A 16,985-nucleotide genomic window follows, 5' to 3' on the forward strand; every position below is an offset into this window, starting at 1 on the left:
GCCTGGGCGCTTTGCAGCGCGTCGGGGACGTGAGAAGCATATGGGATGCGGGGAGCTATCGCCAAAACGGTTTAACCGGAGGGGCTCGGGGCGGTCGGCGACGGGGTGGCCCCGGGCCGGTTCTCCTTGGGCAGATGGCGGCTGACCTCCGCCTTCGTCAGGCCGAGCCCGCCCAGCCTGATCTCGTCCCAGGCCTGTAGACGCTTGCTCGTACGGTCCAGATAGAGCACGGACGCCTCGACCGGGTCGGGGTACTTGCCCTCGACGGCGCGCAGCCCGCTGCCGCCCGTCGACCCCTCGACGCGCAGCCGCGTGCCCCCGTCCATGACCTCCATCTCCTGGTGGTGCAGATGGCCCGCGAGGACCAGCGGGACCTCGCCGTCCGTCTCGCGCGCCGCCTCGGGTTCGTGCGCGATGGCCACGTCCACCGGGGTGCCCGCCGCACGCTCGGCGCGCAGGGCCGAGGCGAGCCGGATGCCCGCCAGGTGCTGGACGGAGCCGGACCTCTTCGCCGAGCGGTCGGGGGTGTACTGCGGGTCGCCGATCCCGGCGAAGCGCAGCCCCGCCACGGTCTCGGCCCGGCCGTCGTCGAGCACGTGGACGTTCTTGAAGCGCTCCAGGTAGCGCTGGGTGGTGCGCGAGTCGTGGTTGCCGCGGACCCAGACGTAGGGGGCGCCCAGGTCCTCGATCGGGTCGAGGAAGGCGTTCTCGGCGGCCGAGCCGTGGTCCATGGTGTCGCCGGAGTCGACGATGACGTCGATGTCGTACTGCTCGACGAGCGAGGCGATGATCTTCCAGCTCGCCGGGTTGAGGTGGATGTCGGAGACGTGCAGGACCCGCATCGTGGTCGGGTCCGGCCGATAGGCGGGGAGCGTGGACGTGACGTCGTAGAGCTTGGTCACGTTGGTGACCAGACGCGCCAGCTCCTGCTGGTAGACGTCGAACTCGCTGACGATGCTGCGGGCGTTGCCCACCACCGAGGGGGCGCTGCTGAGCAGCCCGGAGAACTTCGGTTCGAGGACCGACTTGGGGTTCCAGGTGGCGTACGCGGCTCCGCCCGACGCCGCGAGGAGCGCCAGCGCGAGACCGCCGGCCGCGAGGGCGCGGCGCGGGCGGCGGTAGACGGCGAGGCCGAGCGCGGTGGCCCCCGAGACGACGGCGACGCAGGAGCGCGCGGCCAGGTCGAGCGTGCCGTGGCCGACGTCACGCGCGACCTCGTCCTGGAGCCCGGCGAGCCGCTCGGGGTGGTCGACCAGGGCCTGGGAGCGGACCGGGTCGAGCTGGTCCACGTCCACGTCGAGCCGGATCGGCGCGGTGTGCGAGCGCAGTTCCAGGGCGCCGAGCGGCGAGACGTTGATCTTCGTGCCGCCGGACAGGGAGGGCCGCAGCGTCATGCGGGTGTCCATCGGGCCCACGGGCGCGCGCACGCTGCCGACGATCAGCAGGCCGAGCCAGGCGCCGAAGAGCACGACCGCGACCAGGCCGAGGGCGGCCCTGACGGGGTGACGGGCGGTGCCGTCGAGCGGGGCGCCGCCCATCCGTCGCACGCCCTGGAGAACCTGGAGAACGACTCCGGAGTCGCGGGCCATTGGTCCCGTATGCCCATGTAAGGCCCCGGGTATGCCGGGACGCCGTACGCCCGGGCCCCCGGGTAGCCGGGACGGGAGCGGCGGCGTGGCCGACAATGGGGGCGTGCTGGAGATGACGCGCGAAGAGTTCGAGGAACTGGTCGGCGAGGCTCTCGACCGGATTCCGCCGGAGCTGACACGGCTGATGGACAACGTGGCCGTCTTCGTCGAGGACGAGCCGCCCTCCGACGACCCCGAACTGCTCGGGCTCTACGAGGGGACGCCGCTGACCGACCGCGGGGAGTGGTACGCCGGGGTGCTGCCGGACCGCATCACGATCTACCGGTGGCCGACGCTGCGGATGTGTGAGTCGCGCGAGGAGGTCGTCGCCGAGACGGAGATCACCGTGGTGCACGAGGTGGCGCACCACTTCGGCATCGACGACGCCAGGCTGCACGCGCTCGGGTACGGGTGACGCGTTCGGGTCGGGTGACGCCGGGTCCTTCCTCCCGCGTCCGTGTCTTCTTGCGTGTGGCGGGAGTTGGGCAGGGCGTCCCGATTGTCAGCGCCTCAGGAGGTGCTCGGCCGTGCGTCATTTGTACGTTCCCGTCCGTTGGGCCGCGGTCGCGGTGGCCGTCGCGGCGACCGCGGGGTGCATGAGCGTCGGCGACGACGGCGGCGCCCCGAGGCCCGGGCGCTCCGCGGGGGGCCATGGCGGCGAGGCCGCTCCCGGTGGCGCTCCCGTGGTCCGCGGTGACGACGTCATGTCCGGCGGTGAGCGGAGCCAGGGCAAGGGCAAGGGCCGGGCGAAGGGCAAGAACGGCAGGGACGGCAAGGGCGGCAAGGGCGGTGACGCCGCCCGGGGCGACGACGGCAAGGCCGCCGCGGAGCGCGGCGAGCGTCCCGGTGACTCCGGCACGCCCTCCGGCAACCCGCCGAAGCCGGGCGGGCCGGGTGGCGGGCCGGGGCAGCCGGAGCCGCCGAAGCCGACCCCGACGCGCCCGACCCAGGAGCCCGAGCCGCCGAAGCCCGAGCCGACCCCGACGCCGGACCCCACCACTCCGGAGCCGTCCTCGTCGGAGCACGAGGGGTCGGGACCGGGGGCACAGCTCCAGCGGCGGAACGCGGAGATCGGCGGGCGCCAGCCGTAGCCCGCGACCGGGCCGAAGTGGCGCGGCAGCCGCCGTGCGACGGTGTCCGCCGGGGGTTCGCCACCGGGGCGGGATGTGCGTATGCGCAGGTCGGAGGGGGTGTGACGGGGGTGGTTTGCCTTCCAGGGGGGTGGGTGAGTATGGTGGTAGATCGTTTGATCCCATTTGCCCGGCGCCGACACAGAAGAGCGCCGCGTGGCGCGTACTCTCCCTTGCCGTGGCTGACCGCATAGAGGCGGTCCATTGCGAAATCACGGAGTTGACGGGCGCGTGCCGAAACTCCGGAAGGTTTCGCATTACGTATGTCCATTTTCAGTTCTGACCAGGCCGTCCTGCCCGAGAACGACACCGTCGAGAACGACGAGGCCGTAGTGGCCGTCGCCGAGACCGTCGTGTCCGAGACCGTCGAGTCCACCGAGTCTCAGGACGTCACCGAGGTCACCCCCGACGCCGGCGCGTCTGACGCCGACGTCTCCAAGGCCGTTGCCGCCGAGGCGGACGACGATGCCGATGCCGAGCCCGGGCTCACCTTCGGTGACCTCGGTCTGCCCGAGGGCATCGTCCGCAAGCTCGCCCAGAACGGCGTCACCGCCCCCTTCCCGATCCAGGCCGCGACCATCCCGGACGCCCTGGCCGGCAAGGACATCCTCGGCCGTGGCCGTACCGGCTCCGGCAAGACCCTCTCCTTCGGTCTGCCGATGCTGGCGACTCTCGCCAAGGACGGCCGCACCGAGAAGAAGAAGCCCCGCGGCGTCATCCTCACCCCGACCCGTGAGCTCGCGATGCAGGTCGCGGACGCCCTCCAGCCGTACGGCGACGTGCTCGGCCTGAAGATGAAGGTCGTCTGCGGCGGTACGTCGATGGGCAACCAGATCTACGCCCTGGAGCGCGGCGTCGACATCCTCGTCGCCACCCCGGGCCGTCTGCGCGATATCATCAGCCGCGGCGCCTGCTCGCTGGAGAACACCCAGATCGCCGTCCTCGACGAGGCCGACCAGATGTCCGACCTGGGCTTCCTGCCCGAGGTCACGGAGCTGCTCGACCAGGTTCCGTCCGACGGCCAGCGCATGCTGTTCTCGGCCACGATGGAGAACGAGATCTCCACGCTGGTCAAGCGCTACCTGACCAACCCGGTGACGCACGAGGTCGACAGCGCCCAGGGCAACGTCACGACCATGTCGCACCACATCCTGATCGTGAAGCCCCGCGACAAGGCGCCCGTCACGGCCGCCATCGCCGCGCGCAAGGGCCGCACGATCATCTTCGTCCGCACCCAGCTGGGCGCCGACCGCATCGCCGAGCAGCTCTGCGACTCCGGTGTGAAGGCCGACGCGCTGCACGGCGGCATGACGCAGGGTGCCCGCACCCGCGTGCTCGAGGACTTCAAGAAGGGCTACGTCAACGCGCTCGTCGCGACCGACGTCGCCGCCCGCGGCATCCACGTGGACGACATCGACCTGGTTCTGAACGTGGACCCGGCCGGTGACCACAAGGACTACCTGCACCGCTCGGGCCGTACGGCGCGCGCGGGCCGGAGCGGCACCGTCGTCTCCCTCTCGCTGCCGCACCAGCGCCGCCAGATCTTCCGGCTGATGGAGGACGCGGGCGTCGACGCCGGGCGTCACATCATCAACGGTGGCGGCACCTTCGACCCGGAGGTCGCCGAGATCACCGGCGCCCGGTCGATGACCGAGGTGCAGGCCGACTCCGCGGGCAACGCCGCGACCCAGGCCGAGCGTGAGGTCAAGGAGCTCACCAAGGAGCTGGAGCGCGCCACGCGCCGCGCCACCGAGCTGCGCGAGGAGGCCGACCGCCTCACCGCGCGTGCCGCCCGTGAGCGCGGCGACGACCCGGATGTCGCGGTCGCCGAGGCCGCGGCCGCCGCCGAGGCGGTCGTGGAGGCTGCCGTCTCGGTGCCCGAGCAGGCCGTCGCCGAGCGCCCGGCGCGCGAGGAGCGCTCCTCCTCGTACGAGAACCGCCGGCCGCAGCGTGACGATCGCGGCAACTACGAGCGTGACCGTCGCGACAACCGCGGTGGCGGCTTCAACCGCGACGACCGCGGCGGTGACCGCGGTGGCTTCAACCGTGACCGTCGTGACGACCGCGGCGGCGACCGTGGCGGCCGTTCCTTCGAGCGCCGTGACGACAACCGCGGTGGCGGTCGTTCCTTCGAGCGTCGTGACGACAACCGTGGCGGCGGTCGTTCCTTCGAGCGTCGTGACGACAACCGTGGCGGCGGCTTCAACCGTGACCGTCGTGACGACACCCGCGGCGGCGAGCGCGGCGGCGACCGTGGCGGCCGTTCCTTCGAGCGCCGTGACGACACTCGCGGCGGCGGCTTCAACCGCGACCGCCGCGAGGGTGGCTTCCGTGGCGGCGACAACCGTGGCGGGGACACCCGTGGCGGCGACCGCCCGTTCAACCGCGACCGCCGCGACGACACCCGCGGTGGCGGCTTCCGTCGCGACGACCGCCCCGCCGGCGGCCACCGCGGCAGCGACCGCCCGTTCAACCGTGACCGCCGCGACGACCGCCCCGCGGGCGGCTCCCGCTCCGGCGGCCACGACCGTCCGGCGCCCAACCGCGACCGCACCGGCTCCGCCACGGGTTCGTTCGGCCGTCGTGACGACAAGCCGCGCTGGAAGCGCAACAGCTGACCGGTAGTCAGAACGCACGGAGGGCCCGCACGGCGCACGCGCCGTGCGGGCCCTCCGTTATGCTCGGGGGTGCACCGACGCGGACCGTTAGCTCAATTGGCAGAGCAGTGGACTTTTAATCCATTGGTTGTGGGTTCGAGTCCCACACGGTCTACCGCTCAGGCCCAGGTCAGGAGTTTCTGACCTGGGCCTGTGGTGTATCCCCGTACGCCCGGCGCACGGCCGCCCAGTGCCATGCCTGCCTGCCGGCTTCGGGGCCGCCGTCCTCGTCCTCGCCCGATGGAGTTTCTCCGTGCCGCAGCCGCCCCGTATCGGCGTCGTCGTCATCACGATGGGCAACCGCCCCAAGGAGCTCGACGCGCTGCTCGCGTCGGTGGCCGCCCAGGACGTGCCCCCGGACCGGATCGTGCTGGTCGGCAACGGCTCGCCGCTCCCCGCCCTGCCCCCGCTGCCCGGCCGGGTGACGGCCGTCGAGCTCGACGACAACCTCGGCTGCCCCGGCGGCCGCAACGTGGCGATCGAGCGGCTCCTGGAGTTCGGCGACGTCGACGTCATCGTCGAGCTGGACGACGACGGGCTTCTCGTCGACCGAGACGTGTTCCGCGGGGTGCGGGACCTCTTCGCCGCCGATCCGCGCCTCGGCATCGTCGGCTTCCGCATCGCCGACGAGACGGGCGAGACCCAGCGCCGCCACATCCCCCGTCTGCGCGCCACCGACCCGATGCGCCGGGGCCTGGTCACCGCCTTCCTCGGCGGTGGGCACGCCTTCTCCGCGGAGATGCTGCGGCAGACCGGCACCTGGCCCGCCCAGTTCTTCTTCGGCCACGAGGAGACCGACCTCGCCTGGCGGGCCGTCGACGCCGGCTGGAAGATCCTCTACGAGCCCGCGCTGCTCCTGCGGCACCCCGCGACCTCGCCGGCCCGGCACGCCGTCTACTTCCGCAACACCGCCCGCAACCGCGTCTGGCTGGTCCGGCGGCGCCTTCCCCTGCCGCTGATCCCCGTACACCTGGGCATCTGGACCCTCCTCACCGTCGCGCGTACCCGCTCCCTGCCGGGGCTGCGCGCGTGGGCGGGCGGCTTCGTCGAGGGCGTGCGGGAGCCCTGTGGGGAGCGCAGGCCCATGCGCTGGCGCACGGTGTGGCGGCTCACGCGCCTCGGCCGGCCGCCCGTCGTGTGACGGCCCGCAAGTGGTTCGGAGCACCCCTTCGGATGGCGTAGAGTTGGGTTTAACGACGCGGGGTGGAGCAGCTCGGTAGCTCGCTGGGCTCATAACCCAGAGGTCGCAGGTTCAAATCCTGTCCCCGCTACTGAAACTCAGGGCCGGGAAGCTTTTCAGCTTCCCGGCCCTGAGTGTTTTCCGGCTCCGGCCGTCGGGCGGGCGTCCACGGGTGCCCGACCGCCGGACGGGCGCCCGTGGGGGCGCTTCCGTCACCCGGTCGGCCCACACCAGGTCGCACCCGCACCGCGTTGCGGGAAGCCTGGGTAGGTGCAGCGCGGTGATGGGCGCGGAGTCGGCGGGAGACGAGCGGTGGGGCAGCGAGGAGGGACCGACGGGTCCGGCCGTGGGAACCGCCGCGGGCGGCGCCTGGGCGGCCGCACAGCCACCCCCCACGAGCGGACCTTCGTCCGGGCCCTGCCCTTCCTGCTGCTCATCGTCGGCATCGCGTACGACGTCTCGACCCCGACCGAGTTCAGCGCGACCCCCCTCTACACGGCGGCACCCCTGATCGCCGCCCCCTTCTACTCGCTGCTCAACACCGTCCTGACCGGCGCGGCCGCCTCCGCCGCGGTCGCCCTGCTGCACTACGGCAACCATGCCGTCGGCCACGTCGAGTCCATCACCGAACTGCTCACCGTGGTGACCGTCGCCGTCTTCGCCGTCGTCATCAACCGCGTCGTGCGCCGAGGCAACGACCGGCTCGCCACCGCCCGCTCCATCGCCGAGACCGCCCAGCGCGCCGTCCTGCCGGAGCCGGACGCCCGCATCGGTGGCCTCGACATCGCGGCGCGGTACGAGGCGGCGCAGGCCGACGCGTTCATCGGCGGCGATCTGTACGCCGTGCAGGACACCTCGCACGGGGTGCGGCTCATCGTGGGGGACGTGCGCGGCAAGGGCATGGGCGCGGTCGCGGCCGTCGCCGTCGTCATCGGCGCGTTCCGCGAGGCCGCCGAGCAGGAGGCCACCCTGGAGGCGGTGGTGCAGCGCCTGGAGCGGGCGCTCGCGCGGGAGGGCACCCGGCGGGACGGGCTCGACGCCTTCGAGGGGTTCACCACGGCCGTCCTCGCGGAGATCGGGCACGGCGACAGCCACGTACGCCTGATCAACCGGGGGCACCCGGAGCCGCTGCTGCTGCGCGGGGACGGGCGGCTGTGCGTGCTCTCGCCGACCGACCCCGCGCTGCCGCTCGGCATGGGCTCGCTGGGGTCCTGGCCGGACCGGGCGGACGAGACGGAGTTCCCGCCGGGCGCGATGCTGCTCTTCTACACGGACGGCCTCTCGGAGGCGCGGAACGGGACCGGGGAGTTCTACGACCCCGCGACCCGGCTCGGCGGGCGGGTCTTCCCGGGGCGCCGGGGCCCGCAGACGCTCCTTGCCACGCTCACGCAGGAGGTGCGGTGGCACACCGGGGGCGGCGCGACGGACGACCTGGCGCTGCTCGCGGTGCGGCGGCCCGCCGCGGACGACCCCGATGTCACGGCGGGTGACTGAACTGCACCCCTCTGCATAACAACTGACGTACTGTCATGTGGAGGGTAGGTTCCGGTTCGGCCGCACGGCCGGGCGACTCGCCCCGTTCGCGGCCCCCGTGTCCCCATACGTACGGCCGGGTCGTACCCCGGAGGCGTTAAGAATCAACAGGAACAGCTTGGAATACGGGCCCGCTGTCTATTAACGTTCGATAACGCAGCGCGGTCGTCCCAGCCGTCACTAGAGGCGGCTCCGTGCGCACACGCCTAATCCCGCAAGGGAGCCGGGGAACCACCTACTTGGGGTGAATCGGGCATCTGTGCATCCGTGCCAGGTGTTCGTAGGAGACCTTCCTGCTCCGAACCCGTCAGCTAACCCGGTAGGCGAGAAGGAAGGAAAGGAGTGCGCCCCAGTGGCGTCCAACCGGCCTGCCCCAGAAGCCGCGTACGTTCCGAATGACCCCGATTTCGGTGGGTACGACGAGCAGACCTGGGAGGAGTGGAATCCCACCGAGGAGTCCGTCCGTCCCGTCCGCGGCAGGCACCGTGTGCACAAGAAGGGCGGCGGCGGCCTCGCCCGCAGCTCCACCGTTCTGGGCGTCGGCGTCATCGCCGCCGTCGGCGCGGGAGGCATCGCCACCGCGCAGGACGGCAAGCCGCCGGTCTCCATATCGATGCCCGACCTGGGCGCCGTCACCGACTCGCTGCCGGAGGCCAAGTCCCTTCCCGGCGTCGGCTCCCTGATCTCCGACGACTCCGCCGACTCCGGCTCCGGCTCCGCGGTGGACGCCGCCACCGCCGCGGCCCCGCTCACCGCCGCCGGTGTCAGCTCCGCCGACGCCCAGCAGGGCACCACCGACGCGGGCGAGGCTCTGCGCGCCCGCATCATGCGGCAGGCCGAGAACCAGCAGAGCCAGGCCGACGACGCGGTGCGGACCGCGGCCGAGGGCGCCGCCGTCAAGAAGGCCGCCGAGGAGGCCGCCGCCCAGCAGAAGGCGGCCGAGCAGAAGATCGAGGCCAAGGCCGCCGCGAAGAAGAAGAAGGAGGAGGAGGCCCGCAAGGCCAAGGCCGAGGCCGAACGCCTGGCCAAGCTCGCCAAGAGCTTCGCGATCCCCACCTCCTCGTACACCCTGACCTCGCACTTCGGCGACTCCGGTTCCATGTGGTCCTCCGGGCAGCACACCGGCCTCGACTTCGCCGCGCCGACGGGTACGCCGCTCAAGGCCGTGCACACCGGCACCGTCAAGGAGGCCGGCTGGGCCGGGGCCTACGGCTACCGCACGGTCCTTGAGCTCGATGACGGCACCGAGATCTGGTACTGCCACCAGTCCTCGATGAACGTCAGCGCCGGGCAGAAGGTCAGCACCGGCGACGTCATCGGCCGCGTCGGCGCGACCGGCAACGTGACGGGGCCGCACCTCCACATGGAGGTCCACACCGCGGCCGGCGCCAACATCGACCCGCTCGCCTGGCTTCAGGGCAAGGGCCTCAGCCTCTGACGCCTCTGACTCCGGTGGTCCTGGCGCCAACCCCCCGGCGCCAGGGCCGCCGGTCCCGAGTAGGGCCCCCGGATACACCGGGGGTCATGGAATTCCGTTTCCGCCGCGGTCGTTGAGGAACGCATGACTTCTCTTCGTACGCTTGGCTCTTCCGACCTTGAGGTCTTCCCGCTCGCCCTCGGCGGCAACGTCTTCGGCTGGACCGCCGACCGGACGGCGTCCTTCGCCGTCCTCGACGCCTACACCGCGGCGGGCGGCAACTTCATCGACACCGCCGACTCCTACTCGGCCTGGGCGGAGGGGAATCGGGGCGGCGAGTCGGAGACCCTGATCGGCGAATGGCTGGCGAGCCGCGGCAACCGCGCCGACGTCGTCATCGCCACCAAGGTCGGCGGGCACCCCGACCGCAAGGGCCTCGCCGCGAGCACCATCAAGGCCGCCGCCGAGGAGTCACTGCGCCGCCTGGGCACCGACTACATCGACCTGTACTACACCCACTACGACGACCCCTCGGTCCCCGTAGAGGAGTTCATCGGCGCCCTCGACGAGCTGGTCCGGGCCGGCAAGGTCCGCGCGATCGCCGCCTCCAACATCAGCCCCGAGCGGCTCCAGGAGGCCCTCGACCTCTCCGACCGCGAGGGCCTCGCGCGCTATGCCGCGCTCCAGCCGCACTACAACCTGGTCTCCCGCGGCACCTACGAGGGCCCGCTCCAGGAGGTCGCCTCGCGCTCCGGCCTCGCGGCCGCCCCCTACTACGCGCTCGCGTCCGGCTTCCTGACCGGCAAGTACCGCCCCGGCGTCACGGTCGACAGCGTCCGGAGTGCGGGGGTCGAGAAGTACGTGGGCACCGAGCGGGGCGACCGGGTGCTCGTCGCGCTCGACGAGATCGCGCGGGCGCGGGGCGCCGAACCGGCGACCGTGGCGCTCGCCTGGCTGGCCGCCCAGCCCACCGTCGCCGCGCCGATCGCCTCCGCGCGCACGGTCGAACAGCTTCCCGCGCTGCTCGCGGTGGCGGACCTGGAACTGACGGCGGCCGAACTCTCGACGCTGAACGCCGCCTCCGCCTGAGGAACGCCGGCGTACCCGGGTGCCCAGACGTCTAGGTGCGGTATGGGTTGTACGCCTGCGCCGCCGGGTACGTCTGCGGCTGCCCGTGCGGGAGGGGTGCGTGCGGGAGGGGTGCGTACGGCGGGTGGCCGTATGCCGTCGCCGGGGCCTGGTAGCCGTACTGCGGGCGCCCGTACACGGCGTACGGGCCGGGCAGCGGGACCGGGGCCGTCGCGCGGGCCGCGTAGGCCAGCGCGGGGCGGGCCGGTCCGCGGCGCTCCCAGAGCCGGTGCAGGAGTTCCTGCTCGCGGGCGACGAAGTCGGCGCCCGCCCGGCCCTTGCGGCCCCGGTGGCGCAGGAACGCCAGGGACGTCGCGTACGTCTCGTACTCCGCGACCGTGCGGGCGGCGGCCTTGCCCCAGGTGTACGAGGCGTAGTCGCGGGCCAGCGCGCGGGCGCGCATCGAGCCGAGCGCGTACGGCTCGGGCGGGGTGAGCCAGCCCGCCGCCGCGTAGACGGGCAGCTCGGCGCGGATCATGCGCAGTTCGCGCTGCCGGGTCCAGATGGCCAGCCAGGTCAGCAGGCCGAAGCAGGGCAGCATGAACAGCGCGTACACGATGAAGAAGCCGTACTGCCCGAAGACCGCCGAGCCGTTCCACAGGGCGTGCACGCCCATCGCGAGCAGCAGCCCGGTGAGCGGGACCAGGACGCGGCGCACGCGCAGGCGCGGGGCGGAGAACGCGGCGACGCCGAAGCCGATGCCGGTCAGGACCGTGAACATCGGGTGCGCGAAGGGCGACATCACGACGCGTACGAAGAAGGTCGCCGCCGTCACGGAGGCCAGGCCGCTGTCGTGGCTGAGCTGGTCGGTGACGAAGGCGTTGCCCAGGTAGAGGATGTTCTCCGTGAACGCGAAGCCGGTCGCCGTCACACCGGCTATCACCATGCCGTCGACGACGCCGGTGAAGTCACGTCTGCGGAAGAGGAAGACCAGCAGCACCGCGGCGGCCTTCGCCGACTCCTCGACGATGGGGGCGATGACGGTCGCGCCGAGGGTGTCCGCGCTGGTGGGGTCGGCGGTGGCGGTGGCTATCCAGCGGATCGCGAAGCTGTTCGCGACGATCGCGATGAGCGCGGCGGCGCAGGCTCCCCAGGAGAAGGAGAACAGCAGGTTCCGCCAGGGGCCCGGCGCCACCCGGTCCAGCCAGCGGAACGCGGCGACGAGCAGCGGCACGGGCACGGTCGCGAGGCCGAGCCCGACCAGGAAGCCCTCGGTGCCGGTCTGCTCCCTGACCAGGGCCAGGATCACCAGGCCCGAGAGGGCGAGCAGGACGACGAGTCCGGCCGCGCGTATCGCCCGCCGCTGCCACCAGCGGACGCGGCGGAGTTCCCCCGGGGCGGGCGCCTCGGCGGGTATCGGATACGCAGGACTGATGGCCACTCGTTGACCCTAACGAGCGATGGGGGTGGCCGCGACGGTGCGTCGGTTCCGGGGGCGGGTGCTCAGGCCTTGGGGCGGGCGACTCGACGGAACAGCAGGTCGTTGACGACGTGGCCCTTCCGCAGGCCCTGGCCCTCGAAGCGGGTGTGGGGGCGGAAGTCGGGGCGGGGGGCGTAGCCGCCGTCGGGCTGCGTGTTCTCGAAGTCCGGGTGGGCGGTGAGCACCTCCAGCATCTGCTCCGCGTACGGCTCCCAGTCGGTCGCGCAGTGCAGGATCGCGCCGGGCCGGAGCGCGGGCGCGGCCAGCGTCAGGAACTCCGGCTGGATCAGGCGCCGCTTGTGGTGGCGGGGCTTGGGCCAGGGGTCGGGGAAGTAGACGCGGAGTCCGTCGAGGGACTCGGGCGGCAGCATCTCGCGGAGCAGGATGATCGCGTCGCCGTTGGCCACGCGGACGTTGGTCAGGCCGTTGCGCTCGGCGAGGCCGAGGAGGTTGCCCTGGCCGGGGGTGTGCACGTCCACGGCGAGGATGCCGGTGTCCGGGTCGGCGGCGGCCATCTGCGCGGTGGCTTCGCCCATGCCGAAGCCGATCTCCAGCACGACGGGCTTGTCGGACCGCTTGTCCCCGTCCCCGAACAGCTCACCGAGGTCCAGCGTGCGCAGCCCGTCGATGTCCAGTCCCCAGACGGGCCAGAGCCGCAGCAGGGCGTCGCCCTGGCCTGCGGTCACCCGGCTCCGCCGCGGCTGAAAGCTACGGATCCGCCGCTCGTGGTGGGAACCGGCGGGGTCGGGGGAGGGGCCGCCGGGGAAACGGGGGCTCACCCGGGGGCGCCCTCGGGCCGGCTCGGCGGCGGTGACCTCGGCGGCTCCGGCGGCTCCGGTGGCCGCGGTGGGCTCCGGCGCTTCGGTCGCCGCAGGAGCTTGCGACAGCTCGGCGGCGCCGGTCGACTCGGCGGCTTCGGCGGCTTCGGCGGTGCCGGGAGCTCCGGTCGGCTCGGCCGCCTCGCGGGCGTCGCGGGCGTCGCGGGCTTCACGGGTGCCCGGGGCTTCGCGGGCCTCGCCGGCCTCGTGGGCTTCGCGGGTGCCAGGGGCTTCGGGGGTGTGGGGTGACTCAGACACAGTGCGCCAATTTTACGGGGATGCCGACCCCGGCAGTGGCGGTCGGCTCACCGAGGCCGACGCGGCCCGAAGCCGGTGCGGATCGTGCCGCTCCCAGATCCGGCCGACCGGCGCGGCCCGCGCCCAGCGGTCGCGGGGCCGTACCGAGCGCCGACCTCGCACCGCGGCGGTCGAAGCCGGGCGGCAGGCACCCGGCGGCCGGCGCCCGAAGCCCGGCAGGGCAGCCCGTACCGCTCAGGCATCCGCGTCACGTACCGCTCAGGCGTTCGCATCCCGCAGCGCGGCCAGCGCCCTGTGGGCCACCTCGCGGCCGATCGGGAGGGACGCCGTGGCCGCGGGGGAGGGGGCGTTCAGGACGTGGACCGTGCGGGCGGCCTCACGTATCAGGAAGTCGTCGACCAGCGTGCCGTCACGCAGGACCGCCTGGGCGCGGACCCCGGCCGGGGAGGGCACCAGGTCCTCGGTCCTGACGGCGGGCAGCAGCCTGCGGACCGCTTCGGTGAAGGCCGCCTTGGAGGCGGAGCGGCGCAGCTCACCCGCTCCGTACCGCCAGTGGCGGCGGGCTATCCGCCAGGAGCCCGGCCAGCCGAGGGTGCCCGCGAGCTCCCGGGGGCGGACGACCGACCAGTCATACCCCTCGCGGGCCAGCGCGGGCACCGCGTTGGGTCCGACGTGGACGCCGCCGTCGATGCCACGGGTGAGGTGGACGCCGAGGAACGGGAAGGCCGGGTCCGGCACGGGATAGACGAGGCCGCGCACCAGCTCGGGCCGGGCCAGCTCGAAGTACTCCCCGCGGAAGGGGACGATCCGCATGTCCGGGTCGTCGCCCGCGAGCCGCGCGATCTCGTCGCAGTGCAGTCCCGCGCAGTTCACCAGGACCTTGCCGCGCACCACGGCGCCATCCGCCGTGCGCACGGCGACGCCGAGGTCGGGGCGGCGGTCCACGCGCACGACGTCGCCACCCGCCCCGTAGCGGATCTCGGCGCCCGAGGTCTTCGCCAGGTGCTCCGCCACCGCGCCGTAGTCGCAGACGCCGGTCGTCCCCACGTGGATGGCGGCGAGCCCGCGGACCTCCGGCTCGTACTCCGCGATCTGGGCGGGGCCGAGCTCACGCACCGGGATGCCGTTCTCCCTGCCGCGCTGGACCAAGGCGTGCAGGCGGGGCAGCTCGGAGCGGTCCGTGGCGACGATCAGCTTGCCGGTGACGTCGTGCGGTATGCCGTACTCCGCGCAGAACTTGATCATCTCGGCGGCGCCGTGGACGGCGTATCTCGCCTTCAGCGAGCCGGGGCGGTAGTAGATGCCGCTGTGGATGACGCCGCTGTTGCGGCCCGTCTGGTGGCGGGCCGGGCCCTCCTCCTTCTCCAGGACCGTGACGCTTGTGCCGGGGGCGGAGCGCGTGAGGGCATACGCCGTCGCCAGGCCGACGATTCCGCCGCCGATCACCAGTACGTCGCAGTCGTACGCGAGCTTCTTCACCGCGTCTCACCTCCCACCACAGATACTGCCCTGCGCCACTGACATCGCCCCCAAACCTGCGGGGCCGTAATCCTCCACCACAGCTCGGCTCCGCTTAACCCGGGGCGGGGCCAGTGTTCACCCCGGGGCGGGGCGGGCCGCTGTGCCGTCGCCGCGCGACGTCGTCGATGCCGGGTGAACGGGTGGGCGGGGCGCCCCGCCAGGCTACGCCGGGGCCACCAGCAGGGGGCGGGCCCGTTCGCGGAGTTCGACCACCCGGGGCTCGTCCCCGTACGGTTCAAGGCGGTGCAGGAGGTCCTTCACGTACTCCGTCGTCCGCGCGGAGGAGATGCGTCCGGCCACCTCCAAGGCGCGCGTCCCCTGCTCGCACGCCGCGTCGAGGTTGCCGGACTCCAGTTCGGCGACGGCCGAGACGACGAGGCGCAGACCGTGGGAGCGCACGAACTCCTCCGTGGGGCGGGACAGCGCCTGCTCGGTGAAGCGGCGGACCTGCCGGGGCGCCTTCAGGTCGCGGTAGCACTCGGCGGCGTCCGCGGCGAAGCGGTCGTAGGAGTAGAAACCGAGCCAGGACGGGTCGTTGTCACCGTCGCGGGCCCGCTCCAGCCAGCCCTCGGCGGCCCGCAGCGCCGCCCCCGCGGCCTGCGCGTCATGGGCACGCGCGTGTGCCCGCGCCTCGACGAGCCGGAAGAAGCTCATGGTGCGGGCCGTGGCGAGCCCGCGGTTGCGCTCCAGGGCGGCCTGCGCGAGGTCGACTCCCTCGTCGCCGAAGCCGCGGTAGGTCGCCTGGAGGGACATGGAGGCCAGTACGTACCCCCCGAGGGGGACGTCGGCCGCGGCCCGGGCGAGCCGCAGCGCCTGGATGTAGTAGCGCTGGGCGGCCTCCTGCTGGCCCGTGTCGAAGGCCATCCACCCGGCGAGGCGGGTCAGCTCGGCGGAGGCTCCGAAGAGGGCGCGCCCGACCTCGTCGGAGTAGGAACCGAGGAGCAGGGGCGCGGCCTCGACGCGCAGGCACTCCGGCACCATGGAGGAACGCCAGTCGCCGCCGCCGTACTTGGAGTCCCAGCGCCGGGCGTCCTCCGCGGCCTCCCGGAGCTTCAGGACATCGCTGTGGCCGACCTTCATCGGCGCGCCGCTGTCGTCGGCCTGCGCCGTGTCGCGCGGTACGTCCTCCGAGGCGTCGCGGGCGACGGAGCTGTCGGCCGGGGTTATCAGCCACCGCGAGGCGGGCGTCGCGTACGCGCTCACCGCGAAGGAGCCGGCCAGGGACTGCCATATGCCGCCGGTGCCGGCGCGTCGTCCCGCCAGGTCCAGGCGGTACAGCTCGGTCGCCGACTTGACCGCCGCGCCCACGTCGCGGGGGAAGGCGAGGCCCACCTCCGGCGCGGGGTCGGCGTCCGCGAGGCCGATCTCGTGCAGCGGCACGGGCCGGCCGAGCTTCTGTCCGATGGCCGCCGCGATCAGGTGCGGGGCGGCGCCCTGCGGCACCATGCCCTTGGACACCCAGCGGGCCACCGATGTCTTGTCGTAACGGAGCGTCAACCCGCGTTGAGCCCCCAAGTCGTTGACCCGGCGGGCGAGTCCCGCATTGCTGATTCCCGCGAGGGCGAGAACGGTGCCGAGCTTTTCGTTCGGCCCGCGTTGCTCCCTGGACATGGCCACCCCTCGACACAGACGGCTGCCGGGCGATGGCTGGACCGCACGGCATTCGTGCTGCGTTCCCCGGGGGCACGGCACCCGTGGCCGCGGCCGCCGTGTGTCGGACATCAGGCGCCGTGGCCTGAGCTCCGGGCGTCGTGGCCGGATCGACGGCCGCAAGAGCGTTTGGCCGATCCTCCAGGTATATGCCTCCGCGAAAACATCAGCACACACAGCGTAGTTCGCCGCATCCCAAGCGTTAAGAGGCCCAGTTCCGGATGGCGGGATTGTTGTCCGTGCGGGGGTGCGCGGCCGCTGTGGCCGTGCTCCTGGTGTGTGGCCGTGCGCCTGTGTGTGCGCTCTTCTCCGGCCATGTCGGTGGCGCTTCGATTGGCGATGCGTGGGTCGGCCCGCTGCGCTGGAGTCAGCGGGCTGGGGGACACCGCTGCCTTCATCCCCGCGGGCGGCGGACCGGTCCGGGAGGCGAACACCGCCTCCCGGGCTGTGTGTTGTCCGCGGGCGGTTCTCCGCTGGGCTCATCCCTGGCCGATTTGGCCGAAAACACTCCCAGGACGGAACGGGCATTTCGCCCGAGCGTGGCGACGCGCGTCATACGTCGACGCCACCTGCAAGCCGGCGCGCCGGGTGCCCACAAGAAGAGGAGCGTAGTTCAGCAGTTCAACTACCGCCGTCCTGGAGTGC

12 protein-coding genes, 2 tRNA genes and 1 riboswitch are annotated in these 16,985 nt (G+C 72.8%); of the genes, 9 read left to right on the forward strand and 5 right to left on the reverse strand.

Annotation, left to right across the window (positions count from 1 at the left end):
* Window positions 1–71: 71 nt before the first annotated feature.
* Window positions 72–1,538, reverse strand: coding sequence for a metallophosphoesterase family protein (locus ACRAKF_RS20975; RefSeq protein WP_447042082.1), 1,467 nt, complete (start codon window positions 1,536–1,538; stop codon window positions 72–74).
* Window positions 1,539–1,692: 154 nt separating this feature from the next.
* Between ACRAKF_RS20975 and ACRAKF_RS20980 the strand changes: the two genes are divergently transcribed.
* The 9 genes from ACRAKF_RS20980 (at window position 1,693) to ACRAKF_RS21020 (ending at window position 10,634) form a co-directional block, all read left to right on the forward strand.
* On the forward strand, window positions 1,693–2,043 hold the full coding sequence (locus ACRAKF_RS20980; RefSeq protein WP_447042083.1) for a metallopeptidase family protein: 351 nt from the start codon (window positions 1,693–1,695) through the stop codon (window positions 2,041–2,043).
* A 112-nt stretch (window positions 2,044–2,155) separates the two neighbouring features.
* Window positions 2,156–2,719 (forward strand): hypothetical protein, encoded by a 564-nt coding sequence (locus ACRAKF_RS20985; protein WP_447038752.1) that lies wholly within the window; start codon window positions 2,156–2,158, stop codon window positions 2,717–2,719.
* 302 nt (window positions 2,720–3,021) lie between these two features.
* Complete coding sequence (locus tag ACRAKF_RS20990; RefSeq protein WP_447038753.1) at window positions 3,022–5,376, forward strand: DEAD/DEAH box helicase; 2,355 nt, start codon at window positions 3,022–3,024, stop codon at window positions 5,374–5,376.
* Window positions 5,377–5,457: 81 nt separating this feature from the next.
* Window positions 5,458–5,530 (forward strand) — tRNA-Lys (locus ACRAKF_RS20995).
* 138 nt (window positions 5,531–5,668) lie between these two features.
* Window positions 5,669–6,556 carry a glycosyltransferase family 2 protein gene (locus tag ACRAKF_RS21000; RefSeq protein ID WP_447038754.1) on the forward strand — a complete coding sequence of 296 codons (888 nt, stop codon included), beginning with the start codon at window positions 5,669–5,671 and terminating at the stop codon, window positions 6,554–6,556.
* 56 nt (window positions 6,557–6,612) lie between these two features.
* Window positions 6,613–6,686: transfer RNA gene (locus ACRAKF_RS21005), tRNA-Met, on the forward strand.
* A gap of 221 nt (window positions 6,687–6,907) precedes the next feature.
* Window positions 6,908–8,089, forward strand: a complete 1,182-nt coding sequence (locus ACRAKF_RS21010; protein WP_447038756.1) for a PP2C family protein-serine/threonine phosphatase — start codon at window positions 6,908–6,910, stop codon at window positions 8,087–8,089.
* 232 nt (window positions 8,090–8,321) lie between these two features.
* Window positions 8,322–8,469, forward strand: a riboswitch (cyclic di-AMP (ydaO/yuaA leader).
* An 11-nt stretch (window positions 8,470–8,480) separates the two neighbouring features.
* Entirely contained in the window at window positions 8,481–9,566 is a 1,086-nt protein-coding gene (locus tag ACRAKF_RS21015) for a M23 family metallopeptidase (protein WP_447038757.1), read from the forward strand.
* Window positions 9,567–9,689: 123 nt separating this feature from the next.
* Window positions 9,690–10,634: an aldo/keto reductase gene (locus ACRAKF_RS21020; protein ID WP_447038758.1), complete on the forward strand. Its 945-nt coding sequence runs from the start codon at window positions 9,690–9,692 to the stop codon at window positions 10,632–10,634.
* A 31-nt stretch (window positions 10,635–10,665) separates the two neighbouring features.
* Here ACRAKF_RS21020 and ACRAKF_RS21025 read toward each other — a convergent pair whose 3' ends face one another.
* From ACRAKF_RS21025 to ACRAKF_RS21040, 4 genes are all read right to left on the reverse strand, one after another.
* Complete coding sequence (locus ACRAKF_RS21025; protein ID WP_447038760.1) at window positions 10,666–12,054, reverse strand: PrsW family intramembrane metalloprotease; 1,389 nt, start codon at window positions 12,052–12,054, stop codon at window positions 10,666–10,668.
* Window positions 12,055–12,116: 62 nt separating this feature from the next.
* The gene (trmB, locus tag ACRAKF_RS21030) at window positions 12,117–12,980 is read right to left on the reverse strand and encodes a tRNA (guanosine(46)-N7)-methyltransferase TrmB (RefSeq protein ID WP_447042085.1); all 864 of its coding nucleotides are present in this window, start codon (window positions 12,978–12,980) and stop codon (window positions 12,117–12,119) included.
* A gap of 447 nt (window positions 12,981–13,427) precedes the next feature.
* Window positions 13,428–14,648, reverse strand: a complete 1,221-nt coding sequence (gene lhgO / locus ACRAKF_RS21035) for an L-2-hydroxyglutarate oxidase (RefSeq protein ID WP_447038761.1) — start codon at window positions 14,646–14,648, stop codon at window positions 13,428–13,430.
* A 204-nt stretch (window positions 14,649–14,852) separates the two neighbouring features.
* On the reverse strand, window positions 14,853–16,301 hold the full coding sequence (locus ACRAKF_RS21040; RefSeq protein WP_447038763.1) for an MFS transporter: 1,449 nt from the start codon (window positions 16,299–16,301) through the stop codon (window positions 14,853–14,855).
* Window positions 16,302–16,985 lie beyond the last annotated feature (684 nt).

Source organism: Streptomyces sp. DSM 118878 (genome assembly GCF_052936595.1).

Excerpts from the sequence above, each read along its gene's own strand:
- ACRAKF_RS20975 (WP_447042082.1), bottom strand. The coding sequence starts at position 1,538 with ATGGGCGGCGCCCCGCTCGACGGCACCGCCCGTCACCCCGTCAGGGCC.
- ACRAKF_RS20990 (WP_447038753.1), top strand. The coding sequence starts at position 3,022 with ATGTCCATTTTCAGTTCTGACCAGGCCGTCCTGCCCGAGAACGACACC.
- ACRAKF_RS21020 (WP_447038758.1), top strand. The coding sequence starts at position 9,690 with ATGACTTCTCTTCGTACGCTTGGCTCTTCCGACCTTGAGGTCTTCCCG.
- ACRAKF_RS21040 (WP_447038763.1), bottom strand. The coding sequence starts at position 16,301 with ATGTCCAGGGAGCAACGCGGGCCGAACGAAAAGCTCGGCACCGTTCTC.